General features: G+C 58.0%; 15 protein-coding genes. 11 read left to right on the top strand and 4 right to left on the bottom strand.

The genetic code is table 11. The features are described from left to right. Nucleotides 1-173: 173 nt before the first annotated feature. From FIV08_RS14865 to FIV08_RS14895, 7 genes are all read left to right on the top strand, one after another. Nucleotides 174-1,175 (top strand): metalloregulator ArsR/SmtB family transcription factor, encoded by a 1,002-nt coding sequence (locus tag FIV08_RS14865; protein ID WP_152438904.1) that lies wholly within the window; start codon nt 174-176, stop codon nt 1,173-1,175. Nucleotides 1,176-1,271: 96 nt separating this feature from the next. Continuing rightward, complete coding sequence (metK, locus tag FIV08_RS14870; protein WP_152438905.1) at nt 1,272-2,462, top strand: methionine adenosyltransferase; 1,191 nt, start codon at nt 1,272-1,274, stop codon at nt 2,460-2,462. A 469-nt stretch (nt 2,463-2,931) separates the two neighbouring features. Continuing rightward, nucleotides 2,932-4,326 carry an adenosylhomocysteinase gene (gene ahcY, locus FIV08_RS14875; protein WP_152438906.1) on the top strand — a complete coding sequence of 465 codons (1,395 nt, stop codon included), beginning with the start codon at nt 2,932-2,934 and terminating at the stop codon, nt 4,324-4,326. Nucleotides 4,327-4,338: 12 nt separating this feature from the next. After that, nucleotides 4,339-5,208, top strand: a complete 870-nt coding sequence (metF, locus tag FIV08_RS14880) for a methylenetetrahydrofolate reductase [NAD(P)H] (RefSeq protein ID WP_152438907.1) — start codon at nt 4,339-4,341, stop codon at nt 5,206-5,208. Between the two features lie 217 nt (nt 5,209-5,425). Next, a complete protein-coding gene (locus FIV08_RS14885) occupies nt 5,426-6,184 on the top strand; it encodes a transporter substrate-binding domain-containing protein (RefSeq protein ID WP_152438908.1) in 759 nt (252 codons plus the stop codon). 71 nt (nt 6,185-6,255) lie between these two features. After that, nucleotides 6,256-6,927 (top strand): amino acid ABC transporter permease, encoded by a 672-nt coding sequence (locus FIV08_RS14890; protein ID WP_072676474.1) that lies wholly within the window; start codon nt 6,256-6,258, stop codon nt 6,925-6,927. Between the two features lie 13 nt (nt 6,928-6,940). Next, nucleotides 6,941-7,687, top strand: a complete 747-nt coding sequence (locus FIV08_RS14895; RefSeq protein ID WP_152438909.1) for an amino acid ABC transporter ATP-binding protein — start codon at nt 6,941-6,943, stop codon at nt 7,685-7,687. A gap of 58 nt (nt 7,688-7,745) precedes the next feature. Here FIV08_RS14895 and FIV08_RS14900 read toward each other — a convergent pair whose 3' ends face one another. Together FIV08_RS14900 and FIV08_RS14905 are read right to left on the bottom strand one after the other, a co-directional pair. Continuing rightward, the gene (locus FIV08_RS14900; protein WP_152438910.1) at nt 7,746-8,534 is read right to left on the bottom strand and encodes an SDR family oxidoreductase; all 789 of its coding nucleotides are present in this window, start codon (nt 8,532-8,534) and stop codon (nt 7,746-7,748) included. Between the two features lie 113 nt (nt 8,535-8,647). Continuing rightward, a complete protein-coding gene (locus tag FIV08_RS14905; RefSeq protein ID WP_106694771.1) occupies nt 8,648-9,136 on the bottom strand; it encodes a DUF2505 domain-containing protein in 489 nt (162 codons plus the stop codon). Nucleotides 9,137-9,349: 213 nt separating this feature from the next. Between FIV08_RS14905 and FIV08_RS14910 the strand changes: the two genes are divergently transcribed. The 4 genes from FIV08_RS14910 (at nt 9,350) to FIV08_RS14925 (ending at nt 14,066) form a co-directional block, all read left to right on the top strand. Further along, nucleotides 9,350-10,699, top strand: a complete 1,350-nt coding sequence (locus FIV08_RS14910) for an adenosylmethionine--8-amino-7-oxononanoate transaminase (RefSeq protein WP_152438911.1) — start codon at nt 9,350-9,352, stop codon at nt 10,697-10,699. A 9-nt stretch (nt 10,700-10,708) separates the two neighbouring features. Beyond that, the gene (locus FIV08_RS14915) at nt 10,709-11,443 is read left to right on the top strand and encodes a 16S rRNA (uracil(1498)-N(3))-methyltransferase (protein WP_152438912.1); all 735 of its coding nucleotides are present in this window, start codon (nt 10,709-10,711) and stop codon (nt 11,441-11,443) included. A gap of 255 nt (nt 11,444-11,698) precedes the next feature. Continuing rightward, nucleotides 11,699-12,928: a DUF445 domain-containing protein gene (locus tag FIV08_RS14920; protein WP_152438913.1), complete on the top strand. Its 1,230-nt coding sequence runs from the start codon at nt 11,699-11,701 to the stop codon at nt 12,926-12,928. A 91-nt stretch (nt 12,929-13,019) separates the two neighbouring features. Next, nucleotides 13,020-14,066 (top strand): HDOD domain-containing protein, encoded by a 1,047-nt coding sequence (locus FIV08_RS14925; protein WP_152438914.1) that lies wholly within the window; start codon nt 13,020-13,022, stop codon nt 14,064-14,066. Here the strand turns inward: FIV08_RS14925 and FIV08_RS14930 are convergent. Next, the gene (locus tag FIV08_RS14930; protein WP_152438915.1) at nt 14,049-15,407 is read right to left on the bottom strand and encodes a YihY/virulence factor BrkB family protein; all 1,359 of its coding nucleotides are present in this window, start codon (nt 15,405-15,407) and stop codon (nt 14,049-14,051) included. The two genes, FIV08_RS14925 and FIV08_RS14930, sit on opposite strands and share 18 nt — an antisense overlap. A gap of 132 nt (nt 15,408-15,539) precedes the next feature. After that, nucleotides 15,540-16,757, bottom strand: a complete 1,218-nt coding sequence (gene malE / locus FIV08_RS14935; protein ID WP_152438916.1) for a maltose/maltodextrin ABC transporter substrate-binding protein MalE — start codon at nt 16,755-16,757, stop codon at nt 15,540-15,542. Nucleotides 16,758-16,769 lie beyond the last annotated feature (12 nt).

The raw sequence follows: 16,769 nt of genomic DNA on the forward strand, positions 1-16,769 counted from the left end.
GCGCGTATTTTCGCCGATTACGGTATGCGGGGGCAAATCCATATGTAGTGGTTTTCCGATGACGGCGGCACAAACTCACCAAAGCAACTGATTTCACAAAGCCATAAATCTATATCAAAAATTTTTGATATGGCTATTGATCGACCAACCATTCCCCCCTACACTTGCCAACCATGACCTCACTCAATGCACATGCTAACGAATTGTCCTCCGTGGACACCCTGGCACCAATCTTCAAGGCGAGCGGAGACCCCCTGCGCCTGGAGATCCTGCGGGTGCTGCGCCGTGACACCTTCGGCGTGCTTGAGCTGAGCCAACTGTTTGATATGCGCCAGTCCGGCATGAGCCATCACCTGAAGGTGATGAACAAGGCCGGGTTGCTGGAACCCCAGCGCGAAGGTAACGCCATTTTCTATCGCCGTCCTCTGCATCTGGACAGCGACAAACTGGCGGACCAGGCGATCCGGCAGATATTCGAGACGGTAGACCGTGTGCCCTTGCCGCCGCAGCTGGAAGAAAAGATTGAGGCAATACGTGAGCAGCGGGCGGAGCAGTCCCAGGCGTTTTTCTCCCGGCACTCGGAGCAGTTCCGGGAACAACAGGAATTGATTGCAGCCTTTGACCTTTATGCCGAGCCCACAGCAGAGCTGATCCGCAAGCGCACGGCCCGGCAAGAATGGCGCAGTGCGCTGGAAATCGGCCCAGGTGAGGGGGCGTTCCTGCCGGTGCTGTCAGGCCTGTTTGAACACGTGGTAGCGCTGGACAACAGCAAGGACATGCTGGCCAAGGCCACCCGCACCTGTATTGATGAGCGTTTGAATAATGTGGATTTGATTGAAGGCGTCACCGACACCCTGCTGGCCCGGGGTGATGCCTTTGACCTGATCGTCGCCAACATGGTGCTGCACCATGTGCCCAGCCCGGCGGACATTTTCCTGGATGCCGCGGCACTGATGAACAGCGGTGGCTGTTTTATTGTCAGCGATTTATGCAGCCACGATCAGGACTGGGCTAAAGAGAATTGCGGCGACCTCTGGCTTGGCTTTGAGCCGGAAGAGCTGACCGCCTGGGCCGCTGATGCCGGCTTAAGCGCCGGAGAACAACTGTTTATTGGCCTGCGCAACGGTTTTCAGGTGCAGGTACGGGAATTCTGGAAAACGTCCGCAACGGCCTGAGGCCCGCACGGATACTGGAACATCAAAAAACTTTGATATTGTCGTACGTAGAAATACGTACACTGACTTTGAAAACGCTCACAAAGGAGCACCGCTATGTCTGACTACAACATCTTCACCTCCGAATCGGTCTCTGAAGGCCACCCGGACAAACTGGCCGACCAGATTTCCGATGCGGTACTGGATGCCATCCTGGCCGACGACCCGCACGCCCGTGTGGCCTGCGAAACTATGGTCAAGACCGGTGTGGCCATCGTTGGCGGTGAAATCACCACCAGCGCCTGGGTAGACCTGGAAGACCTGGTGCGTGGCGTGATCAAAGACATCGGCTACACCTCCTCAGACGTGGGCTACGACGGCGACACCTGCGGCGTGATCAACATCATCGGCAAGCAGTCTGTCGACATCGCCCAGGGCGTTGACCGCCAGAAGCCGGAAGACCAGGGCGCGGGCGACCAGGGCCTGATGTTTGGCTATGCCAGTAACGAAACCGACGTGCTGATGCCGGCCCCGATCACCTTCTCTCACCGACTTGTGCAGCGCCAGGCCGAAGCCCGCAAGAGCGGCCTGCTGCCGTGGCTGCGCCCGGACGCCAAGAGTCAGGTCACCTGCCGCTATGAGAACGGCCAGGTGGTTGGTATTGATGCCGTGGTTCTGTCCACCCAGCACGACCCGGACGTGACCCAGGAAGACCTGAAAGAAGCGGTGATGGAGCTGATCGTCAAGCACACCCTGCCGGCTGAACTGCTGCACAAAGACACCCAGTTCCATATCAACCCGACCGGCAAGTTCGTGATCGGTGGCCCGGTGGGCGACTGTGGCCTGACTGGCCGTAAGATCATCGTAGATACCTATGGCGGCATGGCCCGTCACGGTGGCGGTGCCTTCTCCGGCAAAGACCCCTCAAAGGTCGACCGTTCCGCCGCCTACGCCGGTCGTTACGTGGCCAAGAACATCGTCGCCGCCGGCCTGGCCGAGAAGTGCGAGATTCAGGTGTCCTACGCCATCGGTGTAGCCCAGCCGACTTCCATTTCTTTGAACACCTTCGGCACCGGCAAGATCAGCGACGACAAGATCATCGACCTGGTACGCGCACACTTCGACCTGCGCCCGTATGCGATCACCAACATGCTGGACCTGCTGCACCCGATGTACCGGGCCACGGCAGCCTACGGCCACTTCGGTCGTGATCCGTACGAGATGACCGTTGGCGGCAAGACCTTCACCGCGTTCCCGTGGGAGAAGACCGACCGCGCTGCGGCTCTGAAGGACGCTGCGGGCATCTGACGATTTTGGGTCTGACTCTTTGAGTTGGGCTCTATTTTGGCCCAGCCCGCCACCGTCTGGGGGTGGCGGCGCTGAGGTAAGTCCTTCGGGGACACGCTACAAGCACATCCATGTGCGCTTGTTTCGGGCCGTCCATGGCCCTCAACAGTCCCCGAAGGACTTACCTCACCACCGCTTTGCACTATCGGTGAGGGCTTATCCAGAAAAAAGGCCTTAAAAATAGCTGAACCTGAGGCCTGAATTAGATTGAGCGGCGTAGAAAAGACCGCATACGCCGAATGTTAGAACGAGGGAGTGGGGTTTTGCTTTCGCGGAATTTCGAAGGCCAAGGATGGCCTGAGAGAAGCGCACATGGATGTGCTCGTAGCGGTTCCGCGAAAGCAAAACCCCACTCCCGCGGCACCCAAATCATGCGGCCAGAGGATCACGAACTCCGAAGGCCAAAGCAGACTGACAGGAGAACACCCAAATGAGCACTCCGGCAGAAAAACTGACCACGTTTGAAGACTACAAAGTCCGCGACATCACCCTCGCCGACTGGGGCCGCAAGGAAATCAAAATCGCCGAAGGCGAAATGCCCGCCCTGATGAAATTGCGCGAGAACTACAAAGCCGAGCAGCCGCTGAAAGGCGCCAACATCATGGGCTGTATCCACATGACCATCCAGACCGCCGTGTTGATCGAAACATTGGTCGAGCTGGGCGCCAACGTGCGCTGGTCCTCGTGCAACATCTTCTCCACCCAGGACCAGGCCGCAGCTGCCATTGCAGCGCAAGGCATTCCCGTGTTCGCGTGGAAAGGTGAAACTGACGAAGAATACGAATGGTGCCTGCACCGCACCGTAGGTGCGGACGTGGACGGCTGGAAGCCGAACATGATCCTGGACGACGGCGGTGACCTGACCGAGCTGTTGCATAACGAATACCCGGAAATCATCAACAACGTGCACGGTGTGACCGAAGAAACCACCACCGGCGTTCACCGACTGCAGGAAATGCTGCGTGACGGCACCCTGAAGATCCCGGCGATCAACGTGAACGACTCGGTAACCAAGTCCAAGAATGACAACAAGTACGGCTGTCGCCACAGCCTGAACGATGCCATCAAGCGCGCTACCGACCACCTGCTGTCTGGCAAGAAAGCGCTGGTGATTGGTTATGGCGACGTGGGTAAGGGTTCTGCCCTGTCCCTGCGCCAGGAAGGCATGATCGTGAAGGTCACCGAAGCCGACCCGATCTGCGCCATGCAGGCCTGCATGGACGGCTTCGAAGTGGTGTCTCCCTACATCGACGGCATCAATACCGGCACCGAGCAGGGTATCAACACCGAGCTGCTGGGCACCACCGACCTGCTGGTGACCACCACCGGAAACGTCAACGTGTGCGACGCCAACATGCTGAAGGCTCTGAAGAACGGCGCTGTGGTGTGCAATATCGGCCACTTCGATAATGAAATCGACACCGCCTATATGCGCAAGAACTGGGAGTGGGATGAGGTCAAGCCTCAGGTTCACGTGATCTACCGCGACAAAGCCAGCAACGACCACCTGATCCTGCTGTCCGAAGGCCGCCTGGTGAACCTGGGCAACGCCACCGGTCATCCGTCCCGGATCATGGACGGCTCCTTCGCCAACCAGGTGCTGGCCCAGATGTACCTGTTCGAGCGCAAGTTTGCTGACCTGCCGGAAGAGTCCAAGGCCAAGGGCGTTTACGTTCAGGTTCTGCCCAAGCAGCTGGACGAGGAAGTGGCCCGCGCGATGGTGGAAGGTTTTGGTGGCGTGATCACCAAGATGACGCCGGACCAGGCAAAATACATTGGTGTGCCGGTCGAAGGCCCGTACAAGCCGGAAAGCTACAGGTACTAAGCGGAAACGATCATGGAATCCCAGAAGCAATTCAAGCGCCGTTTCAGCTTTGAGTTTTTCCCGCCCAAGACCGATCAGGGTAAAGAAAAACTCCAGGCGGTGCGCAACCAGCTGGCCGAGGTGAACCCGGATTTTTTCTCGGTCACCTTCGGCGCCGGCGGCTCCACCCGGGACCGCACCATTGAAACGGTACTGAACCTGCACAAGCAGGGCATTTCCACAGCACCACACCTGTCCTGCGTGGGTGGTACCCGCGCAGAGATCGGCGAGCTGCTGGATTTGTATAAAGAAAACGGCATCAACCGGATCGTCGCCCTGCGCGGCGACCTGCCCTCGGGCATGGGCGCATCCGGTGAGCTGCGTTACGCCAACGAGCTGGTGGAGTTCATCCGGGAGCACAGCGGTGATCACTTCAACCTGGAAGTGGCCGCCTACCCTGAGTTCCACCCCCAGGCCCGTAACGCCGAGGAAGACCTGAAGAACTTCGCACGGAAGGTACAGGCCGGTGCCAATAGCGCCATCACCCAGTATTTCTTCAATGCCGACAGTTACTTCTACTTCATCGACCGCCTGGAGAAGATGGGCGTCACCATTCCGGTGGTGCCGGGCATCATGCCCATCGTCAACTTCTCCAGCCTGGTGCGGTTCTCGGATATGTGCGGTGCGGAAATCCCCCGCTGGATCCGCAAGCAGCTCGAAGCCTACGGCGACGACACCGACAGCATCCGCAAGTTCGGCGAAGACGTGGTCACCGAGATGTGTGAGAAGCTGCTGAAAGCCGGGGCGCCCGGGCTGCACTTCTACACCCTGAACCAGGCTGAACCCAGTATCTCCATCTGGAAGAATCTGGGCATCAGCGACCGGGAGAAGATCGCTTTCTGATCTGCTCCCCGAAGCCCTCTGCCGGCCGGCAGAGGGCTTTCTCTTTCCCCTCCCCAGCGTCATAACCAACTGATTTTCTGCAAATCCTGCTTTTCTGGTCTAGGCTGTATCTGATGTATCCCCATCAACGCTCCTCGCAAGGCAAGCGTTAAAAGCGGTTACCTGTGCGAATTGCCTTACCGGGCAAATGGAGCATAAAAAACAGAAAGGAGATCACATGAGCACGAAATGGCTGAAAACACTGGGCGCTGGTCTGGCATTGTCGGTTGCAGCGTCAACCGTTAGCGCAGAAACCCTCCGAGTGGTGACCGACCCCAGTTTTGTCCCCTTTGAAATGATGGACCAGGAAACCGGCGAGATGATCGGTTTCGACATGGATATCATCTCTGAGGTGGCCGAGCGCGCGGGCTTTGAGTACAACCTGCAGACCATGGATTTCAACGGCATTATCCCGGCCCTGCAAACCGGCAACGTGGATATCGCCATTGCCGGCATTACCATCACCGACGAACGCAAGCAGATTGTCGATTTCTCTGATCCCTACTACGACTCCGGCCTGCGGATTCTGGTGCGGGCAAACAACAGCGATGTCGACGAGCTTTCGGATCTCGAGGGCAAGAAAGTTGGCACCAAGATCGGCAGCACCAGTTACGACTTCCTGATGCAGAACCTGGATAGCAATGGCGGTGTCACACCGTACCCGGGCAGCTCCGATATGTATATGGCGCTGATGTCCCGTGCCATTGATGCGGTGTTCTACGATGCTCCCAATGTAGGCTACTTTGCCAGCACCCGTGGCGAAGGTCGGGTTAAAACCGTCGGCCAGCTTTATGAAGGCCAGCAGTACGGTATCGCCCTGAAGAAGGGCAGCCAATGGGTGGGCCCGGTCAACGAAGCTCTGGCCTCTATTAAGGAAGACGGCACCTACAAGACCATTTACGAAAAATGGTTTGGCCCCATGCCTGAAGACAAGTAACCCGCCATCCATTCTGGTCAGGGCGCACAACGCCCTGACCGGTTCCTCCCAACTCAACGGAGACTCACACTGTGGAATTCCAGTTTCAGTTTGACTGGCAGGCAGCAATCCATGCCATTCCATTTCTGGCCAAAGGCATCCCCTACACTCTGATGATTTCCTTTGGCGGCCTGGCCATCGGCTTTGTGCTGGGCATCCTGTTCGGTTTGCTGAGCATCAACAAGAGCTGGTTCCTGCGCTGGCCCGCCATTGCCTACATCGAGATTTTTCGTGGCACGCCGATTCTGGTTCAGGTCCTGTTTATTTTCTACGGCCTGCCAGACCTGATCGGTGGGCCCATCGACCCGCTCACCGCTGGCATTGCAGCCATCGCACTCAATTCCGGCGCTTATATTTCCGAAGTGGTGCGCGGTGGCGTGCAGTCCATCGACAAGGGCCAGACCGAAGCGGGCCTGTCTCTTGGGCTGTCCCGTACCCAAACCTTCTGGTCCATTATCTGGCCCCAGGCGTTCCGGCGCATGATTCCGCCACTGGGCAACCAGGGCATTGTCAGCATCAAAGACACGTCCCTGTTTTCTGTCATCGGCGTAGGTGAACTGGTCCGTCAGGGGCAGGTGTACATTGCCAACACGTTTACCGCGTTCGAGGTGTATTTCGTGGTGGCACTCATGTACCTGGCCATCACCTTAACTCTGTCCCTGCTCCTGCGTTTGCTTGAGCGCCGTGGCGTAGCGTCTGTCTGAAGGAGCCCGACAAATGACTCAGATTGTGAAAATGAAGGGCATGAACAAGTACTTCGGCAAACTGCATGTCCTCAAGGATATTGACCTGACCGTCGAGCAGGGAGAAGTGGTGGTGATTATCGGCGCCAGCGGCTCCGGCAAGTCCACTTTGATCCGCTGCGTGAACGGCCTTGAAGAGTATGAATCCGGCGTTTTGGAAGTAGATAACCAGAAGCTCGCGCCCAAAGGTGGCAATCAGCAGGCATTGTCGGAAATACGCAAGGAAGTGGGCATGGTGTTCCAGCAGTTCAATCTGTTCCCGCACCTGACTGTACGGAAGAACATCATGCTGGCCCCCATGAAAGTCAAAAAGGCGTCGCAGGTAGTGGCCAACGCCACCGCTGAGCGCTTGCTGGACCGGGTGGGCATCGGCAACCAGGCCGACAAATACCCCAGCCAGCTATCCGGCGGCCAGCAGCAACGGGTGGCCATCGCCCGGGCGCTGGCCATGGAACCCCGACTGATGCTGTTCGACGAACCTACCTCGGCGCTGGACCCGGAAATGATCGGAGAAGTGCTGGACGTTATGCGGGAGCTGGCCAGGGAGGGGATGACCATGATGGTGGTTACCCACGAGATGGGCTTTGCCCGGGAGGTGGCTGACCGGGTGATCTACATTCATGAGGGCCAGATTGTTGAGGAAGGCAGGCCCGATGATGTCTTCGACAATCCCCAGAATGAACGTACTCAAGCGTTTTTGTCACGGGTGTTGGCGCACTGACCCTCGCACCGGGTTTATCTGGCCTCGGTAACCGTCACAAAGTTACCGAGGCCAGAACTCACGCCCTGGCCAGACGGAACAACAACTCCGGCGACAGCCGCTTGACCCAGAGCGCCGCCATTTCCTTGCCCTTGCCTACGGGAATCTCTCGTTTCTTCGCCTGAAGGCCCTTGAAAATCACTTCGGCGCATTCGTTCACGTCCATGCCACCGGCAATGTCGGCATCTTCCTCACCAAAGGCAGAACCATCACCCGAAAGGGCATTGCGGGAAATATCCGTGCGAATAAAACCGGGCGTAATGGTGGAAACCTGAACACCCTCGCCTTCCACTTCCGCACGAAGGGCATCAAAAAAGCCCATCACCGCATGCTTGGCGGCGCAATATCCGGTTCTCATGGGGGCACCGACTTTGCCGGCCACACTGGAGGTGACCGCCAAGTGCCCGGAACCGCGCTCCAGCATGTGGGGCAGTATCGCCTTGGTGAGTGCAATCTGGCCCATCACATCCACGTCCATCAGTTTCTGATAGACCGACATGTCGGTGTCTTTGCATAGAGAGCGTTGAGACACGCCGGCGTTGTTAACCAGCAGATCGATGGTACCGAATGCATCCAGCACCGCCTGCACAGCACCGGGTAAAGAGGCCCAGTCAGTAACGTCCAGGGGCAAAACCAGAACATGGTCATCCGCCAGGCCAGCCTCGCGACAGCGGCTCGCCACGCGCTCCAGTTCACTTTTGCGTCGGGCAGATAACACCAGACGCGCACTATCTTTTGCGTATCGCAGGGCCAGTGCCTCACCAATGCCGGAGGAGGCTCCGGTAATCCAGACAGTTTGTGCAGGCATAGAGAATCAGTCCTTCCGTTGCCGGGTTCTTGTTTTGGAACGTTTGACCAAGAGACTACACCAGCTGGTACCGGCCCGCCATGACCATCGCAGGTATGGCAGTTAGCTCCGCATCACAACAACTGCCGGGTAACCTCATACTCCCGCTCAATCTTTGCGTGGGAGTCTTCGGCCAGGAATTTGGCCACTTTTTTGCCGAGGAAAGGCACGTCACAATGAACGGACAAATTCACGTAGTTGATGCAGCGATTACCATTGCCCAACAAACGCATAATGCCCTTGATTCGGGCCGGCACCCCATCAATCCTTACCCGGAACTCGCAGTGCCACTCGCCATCGTCTTTCTTGAACCAGTGCTCTTCCTGGCGCACCCGGTTCCACTCCCGATGAAAGCTCGCCAGCATGCCCGGCACCGGGGCTGAGGCCATCATTTCCCGCTCAATGACCAGCTTGGCCGCAGCATCATCCCGTTGCAGCTCAGCGACACGAAGGTTCCGGGAACCGAGCTTCTCGTTCTTTTCAATAATGTGATGCTCACTGAAGAACCGTTCGATGATGTGATCCAGCCCTACCTCATAGGGATGCTCCAGAGTCAGCTCCATAGTCGCCTCCTGTTGTGTTGAATTCATTGTTGCTTTAGCCGGCCATCCTCACATTGGCCGCCCGAGCGAGCGTTTCTGGCATGGAAGCCATCCGACTGGTTCACACGCCACCGCTGTTCTGGGTCACACCCCGGCGCTGTTAACCGAGCGTTCCGGGAAGTATCATGGGCGGTCTCAAACAAAATGCCCCAGCCGGGACGACAGGAGAACACGATGCGCAATGCTGATCTGGTCGCACGGGACCTCAAATCCGTGTGGCACCCCTGCACCCAGATGAAAGACCACGAAAGCCTGCCGTTGATTCCCATCAAGCGCGGCGAAGGCGTGTGGTTGGAAGACTTCGAGAGCAACCGGTATATCGATGCGGTCAGTTCGTGGTGGGTGAACCTGTTCGGCCATGCCAACCCGCGCATCAACTCCGCTATCCAGGAACAGATTGGCCAGCTGGAACACGTGATTCTGGCCGGTTTTACCCATGAACCGGTGGTCAACCTGTCTGAACGCCTGATCGAAGTCACTCCTGAAGGGCTCAGCAAGTGCTTCTACGCGGATAACGGTTCATCCGCCATCGAAGCTGCCCTGAAGATGAGCTACCACTACTGGAAAAACCTGGGCCAGCCCGGCAAGAAAAACTTCGTCAATCTCAGCAACAGCTACCACGGCGAAACCCTGGGCGCACTGGCACTCGGTGATGTGGCGCTCTATAAAGACACCTATCAGCCGCTGCTGATGGAGGTTCTTACCGCCCCATCCCCCGATGCCTACAACAAAGAACCGGGTGAAACCGACGAAGACTACGCCCTGCGCCAGTTCGAGGCCATGGAGAAACTGCTAGCAGATCGGCACGACGAAATCTGTGCTGTGGTGGTCGAGCCCCTGATTCAGTGCGCCGGCGGCATGCGCATGCACCACCCGATATACCACACCAAGCTCCGGGAAGCCTGCGACCGCTACAACGTGCACCTGATTGCCGACGAGATCGCCGTGGGCTTTGGTCGCACCGGCACCCTGTTCGCCTGTGAACAATCCGGCATTACCCCGGATTTCATGTGCCTGTCCAAGGGCCTTACCGCCGGCTACCTGCCGTTGTCCGCCGTACTGACCACCGAAACCGTGTACAACGCCTTTTACGACGACTACGAAACCTTGCGCGCCTTCCTGCACAGCCACAGCTACACCGGCAACCCCATCGGCTGTGCCGTCGCCCTGGCCACCCTGGACATCTTCCGGGACGAAAACGTCATCGAAAACAACCGCCAGCTGTCCCGCTGCATGGCCGAATCCGTCGCCCACCTGGCCGACCACCCCAACGTCGGTGACATCCGCCAGCACGGCATGACCCTGGCCATCGAAATGGTCAAAGACAAAGCCAGTAAAACCCCGTTCCCCTGGCAGGAACGCCGGGGTCTGAAAGTCTACCAACACGCCCTCACCCGCCAGGCACTGCTACGGCCCCTGGGCAACGTGGTTTACTTCATGCCCCCGTATGTCATCACCGAAGACCAGATACGCCACCTGGCACAGGTAGCGACCGAAGGCATCGGCATCGCGGTAAAAGGCTGAGGGCGGCCCATGCGCATACCCAGGATTTTCACCGACAGCCCACTCCAGGCGGGCAGCCTCTGCGAGCTTGACGAAAACGCCGCCAACCACGTGGGCCGGGTACTGCGCATGCAGCCAGGCCAGGAGTTGCGCCTGTTCAACGGCGACGGTCAGGACTACACCGCCACCATCACCCAGGCGGGCAAGAAAAACGTCCAGGTAGAAATAACCGGGGCAGAAACCAACAACACCGAATCTCCCCTGAACATCATCCTGGGCCAGACATTGTCCAAAGGCGACCGGATGGATTACGCGGTGCAGAAAGCGGTCGAAATGGGCGCCACCACCATCGTGCCCCTGACCACCGAACGCTCCGATGTAAAACTCAAAGGTGACCGGGAAGAAAAACGCCTGCGCCACTGGCAGCAAGTCGCCATCAGCGCCGCCGAACAATGCGGCCGGGCGAGGGTACCGAACATACTGCCTGTAATGACCGTTGCCGAATGGCTGCAATACAGCCAGACCGCCGACCTGCGACTGGTACTCCACCACCGCACGGAGCAGTCGTTGAACACCCTCACCAAGCCGGGCAGCATTGCCCTGATGATCGGCCCGGAGGGAGGTTTGACCGCCGATGAAATCCACCTTGCAGAGCAAAACGGCTTCCTGCCCGTGGCCCTTGGCCCCCGGGTATTGCGCACCGAAACCGCCCCGGTCGCTGCCATTGCGCTGTGCCAATGGCTGTGGGGAGACATCGGCAGCTGAGGTTTGTGGCCCTGATTGGCAAACCTGCGGGCATCGCAGTCATTGACAGATCTGGCGACGACTAACATTATCCGTGTCAGACAAAACTTGGCTGACCGCCCCGAACCTGGGGTGGTCGGTTGGGGGACAGGTTTCCAAAACCTTGCGGAGCCATGGATGGCGGAGCAGAGCATACAGGGAAGTATTCACAGCGTGTTTTGGAAACCTGTCCCCCAACCGGCCGCTTGCACCCAAGAAAACAAATAAGAGCCCAGGATGACAGACCTACTTACCAACCCAGAGTTTTGGCAATACCTCAGCATCCCCGTGATAGCGGCCCTGATCGGCTGGAGCACCAACTGGCTCGCCATCAAAATGACCTTCTACCCCCTGGAATTCATTGGTAAACCACCACTCCTGGGCTGGCAAGGCATCATCCCCTCCAAAGCACGGAAAATGGCCGCCATCAGCGTCGATGCCACCATTTCCAAAATCGGCACCGTCCAGGAAATCTTCGACCAGATCGACCCCAAAGTCCTGGCCGCCCACATCATCTACACCGTCGACCCACGCATCGAAGAATACGTAGACGAACTCATGCTCCGGGAATACCCCACATTCTGGGAAAACCTGCCAGCATCCGCCCGCAAAATGGTCTACGACAGGGTTCGAAAGTCCACACCCCAACTGGTCGACAACCTGGTTGACGACATCTCAGACAACATCGAAGACCTGCTGGACATCAAAGGCATGGTCATCGAGCGCCTGGCTCGCGACAAAAAACTGCTCAACCGCATTTTCCTGGAATGCGGCGACGTAGAGTTCCGCTTCATCATCAACTCCGGCCTCTACTTCGGTTTCCTGTTCGGCTTGATCCAGATGGCCGTCTGGTACTTCTACCCCGCCATCTGGGTACTGCCCCTGTTCGGCCTTCTGGTGGGCTGGGCCACCAACTGGATTGCCCTGAACGTGATCTTCCGACCGCTTCATGAACACAAAGTGGGCCCACTTCGGCTCCAGGGCCTGTTTCTCAAGCGTCAGCCGGAAGTTGCCGAGTCTTTCTGTCACATCGTGACCCATGAAATCCTCACCGTGGGCAACATCATCAACTCCATCCTTGAAGGCCCCAAGGGCGACCGTGCCCGTAATATGGTCAAGAAACACATCAAACCCCTGGTGGATGAAACCGCTGGCATGGGCAAAGCCCTGACCCAGATGGCCTTCGGCCCGACCGGCTTTGCCACCCTGAAAAATCAGGTGGGCGAGAAAGCCATCCAGATCTCCCAAAGCTCCTTCAACAACCCGGTGTTCGAGCAGGACCGCGCCCGCGCCGTGGAATCGATCATGGTTGAGCGGATGATTGCGCTGTCATCGGAAGAGTTTCAGGATCTGCTGCGACCCTGTTTCCAGGAAGACGAAATCAAACTGATTCTGGTTGGGGCTTTTCTGGGCTTCGTCGCCGGTGTGTGCCAACTGGTATTCGTGTTTGGAGAAGCCTTCTTCTGAAGCCACACAAGGCTGTGCAGGGTTGCATAACGCCACTATACTGATCCGGTGAACGGTCACTTTTAAATACACGTTAAACCGGAGGCAATGGATGCCGGGCTTTTTTTCCTGGATATCAGGCTTGTTTGCGACGCCGCCGCCTGCCGCGGCGGCCACCGAGACACGCCTGTTTAACCCGGCGCAAAGTCACAGCCCCGAACAACACGCGTCAGACGCCGAGGTTGTAAAACAACTGGAGGATCACCTGTTTTGCTGGCTGCTTGACGCTTCTCCGGCCATGCTCCGGTCTGAACCCGCCGGGGCAGAACGAGTATTGAGCGAACTGGAGCGCCGCCTGCGCACCAGTGAAATGGAAGAGCTACCCCGCAGGCCTGGCAGCCTGCCCATGCTGATGCGGGCGTTGTCTAACGAAACGACCGACCGCAAGCAGATTACTGACATCATCCTGAGTGACCCGTCGCTCACAGACCAACTCCTTCAGGTAGCCAATAGCCCCTACTTCCGGCCGGGTGACAACACCATAGAGTCGGTTGATCAAGCCGTGTTCGTGCTAGGACTGGATGGTATCCGAAATGTCATTTCGGCGGCGGTCATGCGCCCTATGATGGCCGCGAGAAACAGCCGTGAAGCACTGTTTGCGCAACGGGCCTGGCGCTGGGGGCTTACCTGCGCCCGATCCGCAGAATTGATTGCCCGCATTCACCGCGACGACACCAGTGCCCATTTCATGGTGGGGCTGCTACCGGCACTTGCCTATATCACCATTCGTCGGGAACTGGGGCGCATCTGCCGTACACAGAATACGGGCAGCGAGCCCGAACCAGCAGTTTTGAGGACAGCGCTGATCCGCCACCAATGGACCGCCTGCCAACTGCTGGCCAATGTCTGGAACCTGCCGCCGAAGTATCATGCCTGGCTGCTCTCGGCCGAGCGCCCGGCGCCTAGGCAGGCACACTCGGCGCTCACCGATGGCTTGTTGTTGGGCACCCGTGAAGTACTGCGCCATGCCCGCCAACGCAACCTGCCGGAAGACAAGCTGGCTCAGATCGTGCACCTGACACCGGAGCAGGTTACCCCTGTGCGCAAGGCCGTTGTCAGAATGCTGCAGGAAGGCAAAAGCTCAAAAGCCGACGCCTGACACCTTCGAGGCATCCTTGGCGCTGTCTTGGGAGTCTTCCCCGGCAGCCAGCAACTCCGCGAAACTGACATCTTCCCGGTGGCCCACCAGATCTTTCAGCTGCACCGGCATGGCACTGCTTGGAAGGCGGTCAACAACCCGGTCCTCATCCCGGCGGATAGTCTGGAGCACGCCCCCGACTGTGATCAGGTGCAATGCCTTGCCGGGTACCAACTGATCACCGTTGCGCCCCGCCAGGCTCAACAGGCCGGCGCGAATCAGCTTATCGCTGATGCTCCGTGTGACCTCCCCGGGTACACGCAGATCGTACTCCAGCGCCTCTTGCTGCGGTGCTGGCTGCCCCAGACTGAACGGCTTGGCCACCATCCACATCAGCGCCAGGCCCACCCGCTCCTGTAGCTCCGGCGCCAGCTGCACATTCTGGCGCTTGGCCACCGACCCCGGGTTCTGCATGTAAAAAGCCAGGCTGGCGCCGAGTAGCAGGATCATCCAGTTCAGGTAGGTCCATATCAGCAGGATTATGCCCACCGCGAAGCCCGAATATATCGCCGCGTACTTGGTCGAGTTGGCTACGAAGGACGCAAACAGCATGCCCGCCGCCTGCCAGGAAACCCCCGCCACCAGTCCAGCAATGAACGCATAACGCAGCTTCACGCGGGTATTGGGGATGAACACATAGACAAACGTGAAGGCCCCCACCACCAGGAAAAACGGGGTAAAGCGGCTTACCATCACAATCAAAGAACCGAACGGCTCAATCTCCATGAACCGCTGCACAACGTTGGATGAAAAAATGGTGGCGGTCACACCAATGGCCGACACCATCAGCAGTGGGCCAACCATGATCACGCTCAGATAGTTGCTGAAGCGCTGGGCCATGGATCGCATCTCGGGCACGCGCCAGATCATGTTGAACGAACGTTCGATTTTCTGGACCAGCGAGATGACGGTGTACACCAGCAGAGCCAGGCCAACAGAGCCCAACACGCCAACTCTCATGTTATCGACAAAACCCAGGATGCGCTCTGCAACCTCCATGCCCTGGGGGCCCATCGGCTCAAAAAACTGGTATAGCAAGGGCTCCATACGCTGGTGCACACCCATCGCTTTAAGCACCGAAAAGCTTAGAGCCAGCAAGGGCACAATGCTTAGCAAGGTGGTGTAGACCAGGCTCATGGCGTGAAGGGTCAGCTGCCCGCTGATGACATCCCGAGCCACGGCATATACAGAACGCCCGGTTTTATAGAGCCAGGTCCAGGGCCATTTCTGGGGTGGATTGGGGTTGGCGAGAATCCACTTCTCCGCCGCCTGAAGCCGCTCTTTGGTTTGAATTGATGCCACGCAAGATCCTGCTTGTCAGTGTTTTCTACAGCTTATCAGCCGAAAGCCAGTAAACAAGGGGATTATGATGGCACCACCTCCTTGCCAGGCCGGCACGCTGGTGCCAGCCGCTGGCGGCAGTCCAGTCCCTGGTTAGTTGGCAACATAGTGCCGGCGCGTCCATCCCCGCATTTCGTCCAGCCGTTGCAGCCGGACAGCTGCCTGGCTAAGGGTTGGACGAATCGGCGCATCGCCTTCCAGCATGGTCGAGAAGCGGCGCGTCATCAGGTCCCAGAAACGTTTCATTTCAGGAATATTGGGCATGATTTCGCCACCACGGGCAGACCGGAAGGTGTGGTCGATAAACGGGTCCTGACTCAGCGTCTTTACTACTTCAAGGTGGGCGACCGCTCCGAGTGGTTTGTCATCATTGACTGCGTGCAGCCCCTCCTCCGTCAGCAGATAATCCTCAATAAATTGCCGGGCAAGGACCTGATTTGTGGAAACCGCACTGATGCCTGCCGCCAACACCCCCACGAAGGGCCGGCCCACCGTTCCCTCCACTGTGGGCACATCGGCAATACCTACATCGATCCCGGAGGCCCGTAGCTCGCTCCAGGCCCAGGGACCATTGATGATCATAGCCACCTTTCCGGCCTTGAAGCCTTCCATCATGGTTCCATAGTCTGAATCCCGTGCCAGCACCCCTTGCTCCAACAGCCTGCGAATGCCAGCCACGGCGCGAATCGCACCGTCTGTGGCGACCCCCACATCAGACAGGTTGTATACGTAGTCATCAACACCAAAACTGTAGCCGCCGGAACCGGCAAAGATCGGCCAGGAAAAATAGACATTGCGATAATCCCAGGCGATAGCCTGGATACCCTTCCCGGCCAATTGTCGGTGTACCTCTGCCACCTGCTCCAGAGTGGTCGGCGGTTCCGACACCAGTTCCCGGTTGTAGAGCAAGCTCACCACCTCCATGGCGATAGGGTACCCGTAAACCCGTTCACCAACCGACACCGACTGCCAGGCAAATGGGGCAATCACGTCACGGACAGCACGGGAAGGTTCAATAGCCGCGAGGTGGCCTTCATTAATCCAGCTGCCAAAACGATCGTGGGGCCAGATGATGATATCGGGCGCCTTGGCAGTGTAACCATAGTGATCATACTGGGTGGTGAGGTCATCTGGCGTCTCAACGGTCACGGGCACGCCGGTTGCGGCCTCAAAGCGCTTACCGACTTCGGCAAGCCCCTGATACCCCTTGTCGGAATTTATCCAGATCAACAGTTCGCCGCGTTCAAACGCCTGTACGGCATGGGATTGGAAAAACAGGCAGACCAACACTGCCAGAGTGGTTCGGATCATCGCGCATAGCCC

Origin of the sequence: Marinobacter sp. THAF197a, from assembly GCF_009363275.1 — a bacterium.
GTDB lineage: Bacteria > Pseudomonadota > Gammaproteobacteria > Pseudomonadales > Oleiphilaceae > Marinobacter.

Coding starts and splice junctions, on each gene's coding strand:
- FIV08_RS14865 (WP_152438904.1), top strand. CDS start 174: ATGACCTCACTCAATGCACATGCTAACGAATTGTCCTCCGTGGACACC.
- metK (WP_152438905.1), top strand. CDS start 1,272: ATGTCTGACTACAACATCTTCACCTCCGAATCGGTCTCTGAAGGCCAC.
- ahcY (WP_152438906.1), top strand. CDS start 2,932: ATGAGCACTCCGGCAGAAAAACTGACCACGTTTGAAGACTACAAAGTC.
- metF (WP_152438907.1), top strand. CDS start 4,339: ATGGAATCCCAGAAGCAATTCAAGCGCCGTTTCAGCTTTGAGTTTTTC.
- FIV08_RS14885 (WP_152438908.1), top strand. CDS start 5,426: ATGAGCACGAAATGGCTGAAAACACTGGGCGCTGGTCTGGCATTGTCG.
- FIV08_RS14895 (WP_152438909.1), top strand. CDS start 6,941: ATGACTCAGATTGTGAAAATGAAGGGCATGAACAAGTACTTCGGCAAA.
- FIV08_RS14900 (WP_152438910.1), bottom strand. CDS start 8,534: ATGCCTGCACAAACTGTCTGGATTACCGGAGCCTCCTCCGGCATTGGT.
- FIV08_RS14905 (WP_106694771.1), bottom strand. CDS start 9,136: ATGGAGCTGACTCTGGAGCATCCCTATGAGGTAGGGCTGGATCACATC.
- FIV08_RS14910 (WP_152438911.1), top strand. CDS start 9,350: ATGCGCAATGCTGATCTGGTCGCACGGGACCTCAAATCCGTGTGGCAC.
- FIV08_RS14915 (WP_152438912.1), top strand. CDS start 10,709: ATGCGCATACCCAGGATTTTCACCGACAGCCCACTCCAGGCGGGCAGC.
- FIV08_RS14920 (WP_152438913.1), top strand. CDS start 11,699: ATGACAGACCTACTTACCAACCCAGAGTTTTGGCAATACCTCAGCATC.
- FIV08_RS14925 (WP_152438914.1), top strand. CDS start 13,020: ATGCCGGGCTTTTTTTCCTGGATATCAGGCTTGTTTGCGACGCCGCCG.
- malE (WP_152438916.1), bottom strand. CDS start 16,757: ATGATCCGAACCACTCTGGCAGTGTTGGTCTGCCTGTTTTTCCAATCC.